We start from the raw sequence: 13,945 nt of genomic DNA, 5'->3' as shown, positions 1-13,945 counted from the left end.
GGTGAACGTATTGATACTGGGATTAACCGGCGGCATCGCTTGTGGGAAGAGCACTGTCAGCGCCATGCTTGTGTCGCATGGCGCCAAGCTGATCGATGCCGACCAGGTCGCCCGGGAGGTCGTACTCCCCGGCGAGCCAGCGCTGGCAGCAATCGCTGATGAATTCGGACAAGCTGTCTTGAACGAAGACGGCACGATGAATCGAGCTGAGGTGGGCAAGCTAGTATTCGGCAATCGCGAACGGTTGACGAAGCTCGAAGGGATTCTGCATCCTGCGATTCGAGAACGAATGTGGGAGCGAATCAACGCCTATGCGGCGGAAGATCCGAACCAACTGATCGTAGCGGATATTCCTTTATTATATGAAACGGGACAAGCAGCCTTGTATGAGGCTGTGATGGTCGTTTATGTACCGAAGGAGACTCAGATCGAACGGCTGATGCAGCGTAATTCGCTGACGAGAGAGCAAGCTGAGGAGCGCACGGCACTGCAAATGGATATCGAAGAGAAACGGCGCCTGGCGGATATCGTCATTGACAACAGTGGAACGATTGCCGAAACGGCGCAGCAGGTCGAGCAGTTTTGGCGTGGGCAGGGATTGCAGCTATGACGATGAGAAAACTTCGAAGAAGAGTCATACTTATTATTACGTTAGCTTTTGTCGTGCTGCTGTTTGTTCGTTCGGAGTGGATGAGCCACTGGATGTATCCGGTCCACTTCCGCGAGGATATCGTAATCAGCGCGAATAATTATAAGCTCGAACCACATCTGGTGGCAGCTATCATAAGAGTCGAAACCAATTATAAGACTGGGGTTGTATCGCGTAAAGGCGCTATAGGCGTTATGCAGCTGATGCCGGACACAGCAAACTGGATTATTCAGAAGGGCGGCTTTGGGAAGATATCGACCGAAGCGATTTCTAATCGAGCGGATGTGAGTATTGAAATCGGTGCTTGGTATTTGAATGCATTAAACCAACAGTTCGATGGCAATATGTATACGGTGATCGCCGCCTACAATGCGGGACCCGGCAATGTGAGCCGCTGGCTAGCTGACGGAACTTGGGATGGAAAGCTGGAGACGGTGGATCAGGTGCCTTTCGGGGAAACAAGACACTATATACAGCGGGTCATTTATTATTATAATAAGTACAAGAACCTTTATCCGGATTTAATGGAAAGCTAAAAAATAACTTTGGCCGGCCGCCCACAGGCAACCGGCCAAAGCTTGGAGATTACAATCTTCGATTATCGACCTGCAAGAGATTGTTCGGCGATTTGCACTAGTTTACGGGTAATGCTACCCCCGATGGAACCGGCATCCTTCGTTGTGATGTTACCGTAGTATCCATCTTGTGGAAGGGAGATACCCAGCTCTTGTGCGACCTCATATTTCATTTGGTCTAATGCAGCACCTGCTTGTGGTACAACGAGTTGACTGCTACCGTTGTTGGCCATTTGTCGTTCACCTCCTTGCGGTTGGTAACAGTATTATGTGCGTTAGATCATTTTTCATTACAGGTAACGATTGGGAAACGATAAATAGCGTGCTATTTCGTATTCACTATGCATGTAGACGGAGGAATAAAGACGATGAAATGTCCGTATTGCGATTATGCTGGGACGAAAGTGCTCGATTCCAGACCCGCTAACGAAAATAAATCGATACGCCGTCGCCGTGAATGCGAGAAATGCACGCGGCGGTTCACGACCTTCGAGATGGTGGAAGAAACGCCTTTGATCGTGATTAAGAAAGACGGCAGTCGGGAAGAATTCAGCCGCGACAAAATTTTACGCGGTCTTATAAGGGCCTGCGAGAAACGTCCCGTATCCGTGGATCAACTGGAAATTATCGTATCCGAGGCAGAGAAGGAACTTCGCACAACGGCACAAGCTGAGGTGGAGAGCCGTGAAATCGGTGAGCTCGTTATGTCACAGCTGTATCCGGTTGATGAAGTGGCTTATGTTCGATTCGCGTCGGTGTACCGCCAGTTCAAGGATATTGACATGTTTATGAAGGAATTGAACAGCTTGCTGAACAAACATCCGCTCAGCTAAGTTGGATTGGACGAGCGTTAGAAGCCTGCACCGCGATCTTCGTGGTTTGCAGGCTTTTTTGGTTTATTGTTTCATTCAGCGTGGATGATTAGGATGTACGGTGAAGGGAGAATGTGCTATTTTCTATGTAAGGAAGAAGTCGCCTGTACGGAGGGAGGGATTTAATTGAACCGCGAGTTTGGACTTGCAGAGCAATTTGCTATCGTAGCTGCTGATCTCCCTGCACGAGGTATTTACGGATTAGGTCGAAGCTATATGGAGATTTACGTGATTGGCGCTGCCATTATGGAACTGATTATGGATGATCGGCTGCTGGTGGATGCTAAAGGGTATCTGCATGTGGTGGACAACGGTGTAAACGGCCTCCTGGATCATAGCTCAACCTCGCTGGTGGAACTAATCCGAAACGCCCGTAAGCCGAAGAAATTAAAGGGCTGGATTATTTATTTCTACTCACGTGTCAGACCGCGGCAAGCTATGTTCGGTTCGCTGACAAATTCGTTGTTTGACGAGGGGGACCTCGCGATAAACAAGAAGAAATTCCTTTATATTTTCCCCTATCGGCGATATATCACCATAACCGAACATAAAGATCGCATGATTCAGCACCTTCGCGCAGAGCTGCTCGAAGATGGTCCTGTTTCTAGGGAAACGGCAGCGCTGGCCATGTTGCTCGAGATTTCGAAGCAGCTGAAGCATTATTTCTCGCGTTATGAGCATACTGAGCTGAAGAGAAGGCTGACAGAGCTGCATGAAACGCAGAGCGAAGAATGGAATCACATCCGAATGATTCGAAGGGCGTTGCAAGAGATCGAAGCTTCGATTTGAGGGAGCGGAATGGAAGATAACGATACGGAAAAATTTATCGAATACGATTGTGATACATGAGACACTGCGGGGGAAGTTGCTGCAGTGTCTTTTTTATAGCTGGTTTTCGATTGAACGGTAGTCAGAAGCGATTGGATATGGAATAGGGGGAAAAATGTTTGAATAGGGTTTGTTTTGGTTTGAACTTGCCCGAAACCGGTTCACACGGTATGTTCGGCGTGATATAGTGGGGTGACATTTGCGAATGGTAGAAGAAGTATTCGCATTCAGCTCATCAAGAAAGAGGTTGATCCAGGATGAAGATTACGCGCTGCGAGGCAAACCCTATCGTCACGCCCGGTCTGTACGACTGGCGCCAAGCGACGGTATTTAACCCGGCTGTTATTATCGAAGGCGATAAATTTTATATGATTGAGCGGACAGCTGGCAGTCTGGATCCGTTTCAATGTTTCTTGGGTTTACTCGAAAGTGATGACGGCATCAACTTCCGTCACGTGCAGGATACGCCGGTTATTCACCCGGAGCAGTTCGGCTTCCCGTATGGCAGCATACAAGATCCACGCGTCGTGAAATTTGACGACACGTACTATATGAACTATGCGCTTCGTCCATGCTCGATGAGCTATTATCCTACAGGCGTAGGCCTCCCGAACAACTCTAAGCCTGAGTATCCGAACGGCTGGGGCAAACCGGAGGATTGGCTGACTCGTTCGTCCATTGCAACATCGAAGGACCTGATCAACTGGGAGTTCCTATGCGATACAACGCCGCTTGAAATCAATGATCGCGATAATATTCTGTTCCCGGAGAAAATCGGCGGAAAATATGCTTTACTTCGTCGTCCGGAAGAGTACATCGGCGAAGAATACGGCACAGAGAAGCCGGCGATGTGGATCTCCTATTCCGAGGATATGATCCATTGGGAGGATCCGATTCTGATTGCGACCGTGGAACAGGAATGGGAATATAAGAAAATCGGAGGTTCCACACCGCCGATTAAGACCGATAAAGGCTGGCTGACGCTCTATCATGGCGTAGGGCCAGACCATATCTACCGTGTTGGCGCAATGCTGCTTGATCTGGAGCATCCGGAGAAAGTGGTCGCTCGCGCACCGGGCTTTATTATGGAGCCGGAAGAGTATTACGAGAAATTCGGTCTGTTCATCCCGAATGTTGTTTTCCCGACAGCAAACGTGGTGAAAGATGGCTTGCTCTATATCTATTATGGCTGCACAGATACCGCGATTGGTCTGGCGACGGTTCCGTTGGATGAGCTGGTAGACTATATTCTGGCTGAAAGCAAGAAGTAGAGTGGAGGGAAGAAGCTTCGATGAGTCGGAGCTTCTATTTCTTTTGTGAAAGGGCTTGTTCTCGAGGATGAAAGCGTGATATAATCTGCTTTGTCTTCAACTTTTTATACGGGGCCTTAGCTCAGCTGGGAGAGCGCTTGCATGGCATGCAAGAGGTCAGGGGTTCGATCCCCCTAGGCTCCATACAATAGAAACCACGTTCCTTCGGGATCGTGGTTTTTTGTATGGATCACGGGGTGAGAACCCCTCAGGGTTCGCCCGCGCGGACGGAACAGAGTGGAGGAGCACGGCGTCTGAATCTACCGCTAAAAGTCCTCGTCGATTAAGCTTCGTCAGCCATTTAAATCAGGATTCGGACAACCCCCTAGGCTCCAACATAAGTTTATCGCATAACAACGGTTTTCTCGGTGTTTTACACAAGCAGATGAAATCGGATGCATGCAATAGCTTCAAAATGAACAGCCATTGTAAAAAAGGTTACCCGCTGGTGCATACAGTGAACCGGCTAGAGTAACCTTTTTGATGATAAATCAGATCAGACTTCTTAAGAAGTCTCTGTATAATGGCAGCTACTTCCGCTCTTGTGATAGAAGCTCCCGGCTTAAGCTGCGCATCGTTGCCACCGTATACGATCCCGGCTTGCAAGCAGTCGGCTAAACCGAGCTTCGCCCATTCCGACACACTGCTCGCGTCCGTAAACGGACTCAGCAGCTGAGCAGCTTCTTTGGTTTTCAGCTGGGCTTGCAATCCTGTCACTTTCATCGCCTTCGCGATAATGGTTATGGCCTGCTCGCGCGTAATGGTATCCAATGGACGGAACGTGCCATCCTCGAACCCGTTGATCAATTTGTGGGCGGCGGCGGTTTGAACCACACTGCTGTACCAATCTGCTGACTTCATATCAGCAAATGAGTTCGCACCATGTGCCAGCTTTAGCCCCAAGCCTCTTACGATCACTGCTGCAAACTCTGCGCGCGTCATCGCTTCATTCGGATTAAACAGCCCCCTCCTGTTCCTTCGATGACCATTCTGGAGCCCATATCGTTCACCGCATCCTTCGCCCAATGCTGCTCAACGTCTTGGAACGTAAGCGGATGCCATACGATAGAGTAAGTACTGTTCGTTAAGCTGTTTACTTGCGCATAGTACTTGCCGTCGATGACAACAATTTTCGTTGGTACATGGCGTACAGTTCCATCAGGGTCAATGACAACGCCCGTTGTAATCTTGTTAAGATCCACGCCATCTGGAATCGCAATCGTTCTTTCCACGTATGCATCGAACTTGGAAACTTCAATCGTCTTGTCCCTATAGACAGCCGTGACAGTGAAATTCAACGGCGGCACAACAATTTCGAACTTGCCGTTTTCAACCGAGCTTTCCATAAACTTCACCGTGTCGGCAGTAGGGTTTGCGATTTCAATTCTTATTTTAATATCTTGAAACTCTACGCTTGCTCCAAACTGCTCCGTTATCGCATGAATGTTTATTTGCTGCGCTGGTAGTTTATAAGACGCTTGTTCGGTTTTGATTTCGACAACAGCCTGCTTCTGCTCCATGTTATTGACCATTTGACCTTCCAACTCGCCGATGACTACATCGGATTGCGTATTCACCGGTATCGTAATGACAGCATGATCACCTTCAGCCGCAAGTTTATTTTCCAGCTTCTCCGGATCTAATACAATCGTTGTTACCGATTGTCCGTTCACAGTCTCCGTTGTTGCGGTACCCGCATTTTCTGCTTTGCCGTTAACGAGCACTTGAACCCCTTTGTCTACATGCTGCTCTGGGGTGCTCGGAGCAGTTCCCGCTGTATTAGGCGAATCTTCACTCGCCGCTTGGATCGTATAACTTTCAGCCATGACCGCACTGTTGGTCATACCTGCTTTTACTGCGATTGCCTTAATCGTCATCGCACTCGTTACGTGAATCGGCGTGCCGCTGTATAACGTGCTGTCGATCGTCGGCGTGCCGCTATCTGTCGTATAATAGACAGCCACTCCGACAGTCGTCGTCGATAATGTCACTCCTGTGCCAGACGCTACCGCTCCGCCTGGCGGATTCGCCACGGGTGCTGACGCTTGCCCCATGATCGTGAAGCTTTCAGCCATGATCGCACTGTCGATCATTCCTGCTTTAACCGCGATCGCTTTGATCATCATCGCGTTTGTTACACTGATCGGCGTGCCATTGTACAAAGGGGCAAGGCGATTATTTGCTCTGTTTTCAATGACCTATACGAATGCAATGACAGCCGAATACAGTCGTGGAAATCTTTGTACATGGAGAAACACTGAAGTTATAATAGGAATAAATATTTAGGACGCATGATAGTTTCATATGGAGGCTTGGACAACATGACATTAAGTGAGGATACGCTACTCAAGGAATTACTAGATGGGACGAGCATGGAAGTGTCATCCTTCATATATATATCAATCGCATTGGCAGAAGTGGTTCTTGCGGCACATAAGCGAGACGGGGTGGTTGGTCATTTGAGTCCGGCTTGCATTCGCATGCAGTCGGAACTGGATGCAGCGGTTCTTGAAGAGAACGGTACACTGGATTTCGCCTATTTATCGCCTGAACAAACAGGCAGGATCAATCGTACGCCTGACGAGCGCAGCAATTTGTATGCGCTGGGCGTCATGTATTACGAGATGCTTGCAGGACATTTGCCGTTTCAGGCGCAGAGTGAGGAAGATTGGGTGCATGCGCATCTTGCCATTGTGCCAAAGCCGCTAAGCGAGCTGCATCCAGAGATTTCGGTTTCCTTGAGCCGCATCATCATGAAGCTCTTAGCAAAAACACCTGAGGAGCGTTATCAACATGCATACGGGCTGCTGGCGGATTTAAAACAATGCCGGTTCTTGCTGGAAGATACGGGGATCATTACCGAGTTTGAGATTGCTTGCATAGATGAGAGAAGTCGGTTCAAACTTCCGGGGACTCTCTTCGGCCGTGAGAAGGAAGAAGAAGAACTGCAAGCGGCTTTCGAACAGGTTCGTGCTGGCGAAACAGCGTTCGTGATCGTTACGGGTAGGGCGGGCGTTGGTAAAACGGCGCTTATCCGCGAGCTTCAAATGCCGGTTATCAATGTGGGCGGACAGTTCATTGCGGGCAAATGCGATCTGATGAATCGGGATATTCCGTTCTCACCGCTCCTTCAAGCGCTTCGCAAATTGCTTCGGCAAATTTGGAGTGAACCCACTGAAAGAGTTGCGAAATTGAAGGCTCAATTAGCAGAGGATTTAGGTCAAGGAGCAGGTGTAATTACAGAGCTTCTACCGGAAGCAGCAGCGCTGCTTGGTGACTTTCCTTCCGTGGAACAGCTGCCTCCTGCTGAAGCTGCTATTCGTTTTCGCCGATTGTTTCCTTTGTTTATTAAGAATTTTTGCAGCAAAGAACATCCGCTCGTTATATTTCTTGACGATCTTCAATGGGCCGATCCGGCTACAATAGATGTCCTTAGGGCGTTCGTACATGACCAGACTTTACATGGATTATTAGTTGTAGGTGGTTTCCGAGAGGAAACGGCGCTGTGCTTGACTGAACATGGAGAGGATCATGCTGCGGCAGCTTTATGGATTGAACATGCGCTTTCCTTGACTAAGGAAGAAGCGCTGCTGCGGGTGCGACATATAACGCTCAACCCTTTGTCCTACACCGACGTTAAGAGATTCACTTCTTGCGTACTTAACGAGAATACGGATCGCGTTCGGTTGCTAGCAGAGCCTCTATATCAAAGAACAGGCGGCAATCCGCTTTATTTGCATCGTTTTCTGGACGGCCTGTTTCGTGAGAAAAAGCTTTATTATGACGAGGAACAATCTGTCTGGGTTTGGGATGCTGATGCGGTTAATCAAATGCCTGAAGTTCCTGACATTCTTCATTTAATTGGTTCCAGACTTCGTATGCTTCCGCATCAAACCGTCGCGCTGCTCGGCGCAGCAGGAGCCATTGGGTACCGCTTCCGCTTAGCAATGATTGCGCAAGTAAGCGAACTGTCCTTGTCTGACGCGCGCAATTTTGTGCTCCCAGCCGAGAAAGAAGGTTTGATATTGCGCGAGGATGACACGGATGAATCGGAAGCAGATGCAGAAGATCGTTTTTATACTTTTTTGCATGATCGCGTGCAGCAGGTGGCTTATCGAACCATCCCCGAATCGGATAAAGCAGCCTTGCATCTACGGATCGGGCGCGTGATGCAAGGCCGCGAAATCGACCAGAAAGACGAATCGATCTTTGATATCGTGTATCACTTGAATCTCGGTTCCGCTGAAATGGTGGATGAGACTGAGCAAAGAGAGCTGGCTGCCTATAATCTTCAGGCGGGGTTGAAGTCCAAAGCTTCTACGGCATTTACGGCTGCGGTGTATTTTTTGGAAAAGGGTTTAACCCTTATAGGGGAAAATGAGGAGGGAACAGGTTCGCTATCCTATCGTTTACTTCTAGAGCTGCCCGAATGCGAGTATATGTGCGGCCGCATAGATCGTGCGGAAGAGCTGCTCGATCAGTTGATGGCCCGTACCAAGGACTTGGTGGAACGTTCGCGCATTCACCTGATTCGGATCGCAATGAATGCTTATTTAAGAAAAGAAGAGATAGCCGTAAATATTGGGCTTCAGGCGTTAGCAGAATTCGGCTGGGAAATACCTGTGAAACCTTCTAAAGCTGATTTGTTAAAAGATCTGGCCCTGACACAATTCGCCTTATATAGGAAGCGTCACGAACTGTCGGGTTTGCCGATTAATCGTGATCCCGTCTATAGCGCAGTGTCGAATCTGTTCATGGCGATGTCGGTTTCCGTATTTGTAACAAATCCTGACTTGAATGCTGTGTTGAGATGCAGGTTTGTCCGATATGGCCTGAAGCAAGGAAACAACGAAGCGTTTACCTTTATGCTTGGCTCATACGGCATTATGCTTACCTTTACATCTCCACGCTCCGCAACCGGTTCACGATTAATGAAAATCGCTTATGGCCTTTCGATTGGCTTTGAAAGCTTTCTCATTAGGGGGCGTCTTCAATTGCTCATGGGTCTCGGTGCTCAATATCGCAGTCCGCAAGAGGCGGTGAGTTATTTTAAAAAATCGATAGGTTATGGGTTGGAAGCTAACGATCGTGCGTTCGTTGGCTATGCAATGGAGCTGCACATTCTCAACCATTCCGGCGACATATATGCTTTGTCTGCATTCTTGACTGATTATGAAGACAAATTCGGACAAGTGCTGGATAAAGAAACGCTCATGCAATTTCGTATTGCGCGTATGTACATGGCGGAAATGCAGGGTGAATCCGGTGCTCTTGATGAGATCGGTCTTCCGGTGCAAGAGGAGCAGGTTTACTTGTCCCGAAAAAATCAGGTGTTCCATTACTGCACCTGCAAAATGGAAACGGATTATTTGGCAGAACGTTACCGAAAAGCGCTTGAATGGGTGAATATTTCCAGCTACAACTCATTCGAGACCAAGAAAATCCCGCTTCAATCCCGCAAGCAGCATGTTTACGAGTCGCTGTCCCTAGCTGCCCTTTATGCGGAAGCACCACAGGAAGAGCGTAAAGGCATTCGTGCCACGCTGATGAAGCAACTGAGTTCCATGAAGCAATGGTCCGGCTATTTGGGATCAGAGTCTTCCGCTTACCTGCTCATCACAGCTGAATTGCGGTGGATCGAAGGAGATCGGATAGCTGCCGCAAAAGGACACGATGACGCGATTGCGGCAGCGCGAAGAGAAGAGAACGGGTTGATGGAAGCGATCGCCTGTGAGCGGGCTTCGATGTTCTATAGAGAAGCAGGCAGTATAACCGGGGCAGGCGTCCTAATGGCGGATGCCTACGCCGCATATTGGCGATGGGGAGCTGCTGCCAAAGCGAGAAAGCTGAGAGGGGCATACCCCGAGCTGCCTGCATCCGCTTCAGTGCAGCAAAATGACTTGGCTAGAGTTGGAGAAGCGGAAGTTGCGATAGCATCGGAACGATCAGAGATGAAGGCGAGTAACGGGTTTGTTTCAGACAAGGATCAGGAGGAAGCCATACGCGAAAGGGTGATCTTTAGAGGGGATGAAAAGGTTATACGTCAAATTGCCGACTGGTCAGATGCAGCAGATAGCCGAGAGCTCATGCTTCGTTTTCTCGAAGCGGCGCTCCGTTATACAGGTGCCGTGAAGGGGTGCATATTGAGCTGTCAGGAAGACAAATTTGCCATAGTAGCGGAAGCGGGCGGCGCGTTCGATACATTGGAAGAAGTTTCATATGCAGCAACTATCGTTCGCTATGTCGTCAGAACAGGTGAACCGATCGTGCTTGCCGATGCCTCCCGTAGCGCTTATGCCTCTGATCCTTACATCCGCCGCAGCCATTCGTTATCCATTCTTTGTATGCCTGTGCTTTTTCCGGGGCAATTGCTGCCATCCGTCATATTTTTGGAGAATAACCTTATTTCCAGCGTTTTTACAAACGAGCGGCTGGAAGTGCTGGATATGATGATGGCCCGCATGGTTTACATGAAGTCGCTTACGGATTCACGTGCTCTCGTGAACGAAACAAACGATTCGGAGCATGATTTTGAGGCTATATCCACAAAAGCCGCTCAGACGCTTATTGATCCACTGACCAATCGTGAAATGGAGATTTTGCATGCGCTGTCGGAAGGTTTATCCAATAAGGAAATCGCTGATCATTTCAAATTAACGGAAGGAACGGTCAAAAGCCACTTGTTCCGCATATATGGAAAACTCGGAGTTAAGCGGCGCGGGCAGGCGATTGCGCATGCAAGAGATCTGCAATTAATAGCGCCATAGATGACGATCTTTTCCTCGAATAGATGTACAGCTAAGCACTCAACCGGAGCTTTAAGAAGCTCGGGGTGGGTGCTTTTTCGACTTTTTCTGCGGTTTTATAACTTTCGTAAGACTCTTTTTTTGTGTGCAGGAGCTATATTTATGCTTATTTGGTGAGTTAGATTTGGTTAAATTAGGAGGAATTGGCATGCGCAGGTTGAAAAAAGGAATATCCATCATGCTAGTGATGGCGATGGTGATGGGTGGAATGTTCGGATTGCTTGTGCCTGGGGGAGGCAAAGCGTATGCGGCGGGTTTCGCAGGAGGACAGGGTATACAAGCTGATCCTTATCAGATTGCAACTGCTGCTGAACTCGATAATGTGAGGAATTACTTAGGCACGGGCATTTATTTCAAGCTTACAGCAGATATTGATTTGAATGTCAGTCCTTACAAAGACGGTGCGGGCTGGGAACCGATAACAGGATTTCAAGGGAATATGGACGGCAATGGTTATATTATCACGGGGCTAACGATTAATAATAATAATTCTGAGTATATAGGACTATTCGGTTCGACTAGTTCGACTAGTTCGATTAGTAATATCATTCTTGAAGGTATTATTATACAGAGTTACATGAATCGCGTAGGCGGCTTGGTTGGTGAGAATGGGGGATCAATCAGCAACAGCCACATAAGTGGAGATTTGAGTGGTGGTTTCGGTGTAGGCGGGTTGGTTGGTATTAATGGTAATGGAGCAACAATTAGCAACAGCTACGCCATGGGGAGTGTGGATGGTAGTAGTCAACTTGTCGGAGGCTTGGTAGGTGAAAATAATGGTACAATTAGCAACAGCTACGCCACGGGAAGTGTGAATGGTAGTGACCGTTTTGTTGGCGGGTTGGCTGGTAGTAATAATGGAACAATTAGTAATAGCTACGCCACGGGAAGTGTGACTAGTGATATTGGTACAATAGGTGGCTTGCTTGCCCTTAATAATGGAGTAGTCATCAATAGCTACTACGATAGTGATACAACAGAACAACCTTTGGGAGATGCAGGACAAGGCATTGGCGTAACAACTTTAGACATGAAAGACCAAGCTACATTTAGTAATTGGAATTTCAGCTCAGATTGGTACATACTTTCAGGTCAATACCCTCAATTATGGGCTTTTACATTGGCAAAAGGAACCAACCTAGGAACAACGAAATTGAACGGTGTTTCGAGTGATATGGAATATTCGCTTAACGGTGGTGCTTATTCTTCGATCACGGGTACTTCTATCGAAATTGCTGTAAGTGTGGGAAATACGATCTCCGTCCGTATTGGAACAAACGTAAAAATAGTATCGGTTGATGCAACGAATATCAGAGGGCTTGCCTCGCCTGATTTAACAGCGGACGAGACGAATAACTGGACCGTGAATCCCATTGAGATTACCTTCACTGATAATGCTACATGGCGCGGAGCGATCTTAGCGATGAAGGACGGAGCGAACACGTTGAATCTCGGTACGGATTACACTGTCGAAGCCACAGGCGGGCTGATCACGATATCTGCCGGAGTGCTGGCAAAAGGCAATCATACGATCACGGTAACGGCAACCGGTTATGAAGATGCGGTAGTAAGACAGTTCGTGGACAAGTTGTATACAGGAACAGGAGCAGGTACATCTGCGAATCCTTATCTGATTACATCCGCTGATCAGCTTAATGAGATCAGGGATCATTTAGAAGCTGGCAAGTATTTCAAGCTGACAGCAGATTTTGATTTGAACGTCAGTCCCTACAAGGACAACGATGGCTGGGAACCGATTGGTACTGATGGTTCACGATTCAAGGGAAACATAGACGGCGATGGTCACACAATTACAGGGCTACAGATTCATAGGTCTGAAGAGAATCTCGTGGGGTTATTTGGTAGCATAGATACAGGAAGTTCAATTACTGGTATGAGGCTGAAAAATGTAAATATTACAGGTTATGATTATGTAGGCGGCTTGGTTGGAAGTAATAATGGAACAATCAGCAACAGCTACGCTACAGGAAGTGTAAGTGGAAATGAAAGTGTAGGTGGCTTGGTTGGAAGTAATGATAGAACAATCAACAACAGCTACGCTACAGGAAGTGTGACTGGGAGTTTATATATGGGCGGCTTGGCTGGAAAGAATACTGGAACAATCACCAACAGCTACGCTATAGGAACTGTAACAGGAGGTTATTATGTAGGTGGCTTGGTTGGTTATATTAGTATGGGATCAATTAGCAACAGCTACGCGACAGGAACTGTAACAGGAGATTATTATGTAGATGGCTTGGCTGGTCTAAATTATGGATCAACCAACAATTGCTTCTACGGCAGCACTCCTTCTGATCTAAGTTGGGACTTTTCGGACACATGGGGGATACATTCATTACGTCATGACGGATTTCCCTATTTGAGAGTTTTTCAGAGCTATGTGAACTATGATGGTAATGAAAACACCGGAGGGACAGCGCCGTTTGACAGTACTTACTACTCGAAAGGAGAAACAGCTAACGTGTATGACGGTACAGTAGATTTAGTCAAGACGGGTTACACCTTCACGGGATGGAGCACGTTAGCGGACGGAAGCGATACGGCAGCAGCGACATTCACGATAACAGCTGATACGACGCTGTATGCGAAGTGGATTAGCACAGCGAAGGCCATTACTGCATTTGATTTCGCAGGATTGACCCCAACAGTAAATGGAACGGTTGACGAAACGAACAAAACCATCGCATTGACCGTACCGTACGGAACGGATGTAACCGCGCTTGTCCCTACGTTTACAACAACGGGTGCTAGTGTGAAGGTAGGAAGCAATGTTCAAACGAGCGGAACGACCGTGCAAGATTTCACTAACGCAGTAACGTACACCGTTACAGCAGCAGACAGCACAACAGAAAGCTATACCGCAACGGTAACGGTAGCAGCGAAC

Annotated in this window: 10 protein-coding genes and 1 tRNA gene; 8 read left to right on the top strand and 3 right to left on the bottom strand. The window is 48.0% G+C overall.

Features of this window, described 5'->3' with window-relative positions; genetic code table 11:
- The first annotated feature begins 10 nt into the window (after nucleotides 1-10).
- Both coaE and AC506A_RS18265 read left to right on the top strand, forming a co-directional pair.
- Nucleotides 11-610, top strand: coding sequence for a dephospho-CoA kinase (gene coaE, locus AC506A_RS18270; protein ID WP_495462824.1), 600 nt, complete (start codon nucleotides 11-13; stop codon nucleotides 608-610).
- Complete coding sequence (locus tag AC506A_RS18265) at nucleotides 607-1,185, top strand: lytic transglycosylase domain-containing protein (RefSeq protein WP_495462447.1); 579 nt, start codon at nucleotides 607-609, stop codon at nucleotides 1,183-1,185. Before coaE ends, AC506A_RS18265 begins: the two co-directional genes overlap by 4 nt.
- Before the next feature lie 62 nt (nucleotides 1,186-1,247).
- Here AC506A_RS18265 and AC506A_RS18260 read toward each other — a convergent pair whose 3' ends face one another.
- Nucleotides 1,248-1,457, bottom strand: coding sequence for an alpha/beta-type small acid-soluble spore protein (locus AC506A_RS18260; protein WP_091214233.1), 210 nt, complete (start codon nucleotides 1,455-1,457; stop codon nucleotides 1,248-1,250).
- A gap of 135 nt (nucleotides 1,458-1,592) precedes the next feature.
- Between AC506A_RS18260 and nrdR the strand changes: the two genes are divergently transcribed.
- From nrdR to AC506A_RS18240, 4 genes are all read left to right on the top strand, one after another.
- Nucleotides 1,593-2,057: a transcriptional regulator NrdR gene (nrdR, locus tag AC506A_RS18255; protein ID WP_494816782.1), complete on the top strand. Its 465-nt coding sequence runs from the start codon at nucleotides 1,593-1,595 to the stop codon at nucleotides 2,055-2,057.
- A 165-nt stretch (nucleotides 2,058-2,222) separates the two neighbouring features.
- Nucleotides 2,223-2,885 (top strand): GOLPH3/VPS74 family protein, encoded by a 663-nt coding sequence (locus tag AC506A_RS18250; protein ID WP_495462446.1) that lies wholly within the window; start codon nucleotides 2,223-2,225, stop codon nucleotides 2,883-2,885.
- Nucleotides 2,886-3,181: 296 nt separating this feature from the next.
- Entirely contained in the window at nucleotides 3,182-4,195 is a 1,014-nt protein-coding gene (locus AC506A_RS18245; protein ID WP_495462445.1) for a glycoside hydrolase family 130 protein, read from the top strand.
- A gap of 110 nt (nucleotides 4,196-4,305) precedes the next feature.
- A tRNA-Ala gene (locus AC506A_RS18240) sits at nucleotides 4,306-4,378 on the top strand.
- 294 nt (nucleotides 4,379-4,672) lie between these two features.
- On the opposite strand, the gene AC506A_RS18235 is transcribed toward AC506A_RS18240, so the two are convergent.
- Nucleotides 4,673-5,260: an S-layer homology domain-containing protein gene (locus AC506A_RS18235; protein WP_495462444.1), complete on the bottom strand. Its 588-nt coding sequence runs from the start codon at nucleotides 5,258-5,260 to the stop codon at nucleotides 4,673-4,675.
- On the bottom strand, nucleotides 5,173-6,360 hold the full coding sequence (locus tag AC506A_RS18230) for a chitobiase/beta-hexosaminidase C-terminal domain-containing protein (protein ID WP_495462443.1): 1,188 nt from the start codon (nucleotides 6,358-6,360) through the stop codon (nucleotides 5,173-5,175). Before AC506A_RS18230 ends, AC506A_RS18235 begins: the two co-directional genes overlap by 88 nt.
- Nucleotides 6,361-6,555: 195 nt before the next feature.
- On the opposite strand from AC506A_RS18230, the gene AC506A_RS18225 reads away from it, so the two are divergent.
- The gene (locus AC506A_RS18225) at nucleotides 6,556-11,001 is read left to right on the top strand and encodes a helix-turn-helix transcriptional regulator (RefSeq protein ID WP_495462442.1); all 4,446 of its coding nucleotides are present in this window, start codon (nucleotides 6,556-6,558) and stop codon (nucleotides 10,999-11,001) included.
- A 187-nt stretch (nucleotides 11,002-11,188) separates the two neighbouring features.
- Nucleotides 11,189-13,945 (top strand): beta strand repeat-containing protein (locus AC506A_RS18220; RefSeq protein ID WP_495462441.1); only part of this gene is annotated, 2,757 nt, incomplete at its 3' end.

This window comes from Paenibacillus sp. N22P23 (assembly GCF_059383735.1).
This window is presented reverse-complemented; position numbering and strand designations above follow the sequence as displayed.

Excerpts from the sequence above, each read along its gene's own strand:
- AC506A_RS18265 (WP_495462447.1), top strand. The coding sequence starts at position 607 with ATGACGATGAGAAAACTTCGAAGAAGAGTCATACTTATTATTACGTTA.
- AC506A_RS18260 (WP_091214233.1), bottom strand. The coding sequence starts at position 1,457 with ATGGCCAACAACGGTAGCAGTCAACTCGTTGTACCACAAGCAGGTGCT.
- nrdR (WP_494816782.1), top strand. The coding sequence starts at position 1,593 with ATGAAATGTCCGTATTGCGATTATGCTGGGACGAAAGTGCTCGATTCC.
- AC506A_RS18245 (WP_495462445.1), top strand. The coding sequence starts at position 3,182 with ATGAAGATTACGCGCTGCGAGGCAAACCCTATCGTCACGCCCGGTCTG.
- AC506A_RS18230 (WP_495462443.1), bottom strand. The coding sequence starts at position 6,360 with ATGATGATCAAAGCGATCGCGGTTAAAGCAGGAATGATCGACAGTGCG.
- AC506A_RS18225 (WP_495462442.1), top strand. The coding sequence starts at position 6,556 with ATGACATTAAGTGAGGATACGCTACTCAAGGAATTACTAGATGGGACG.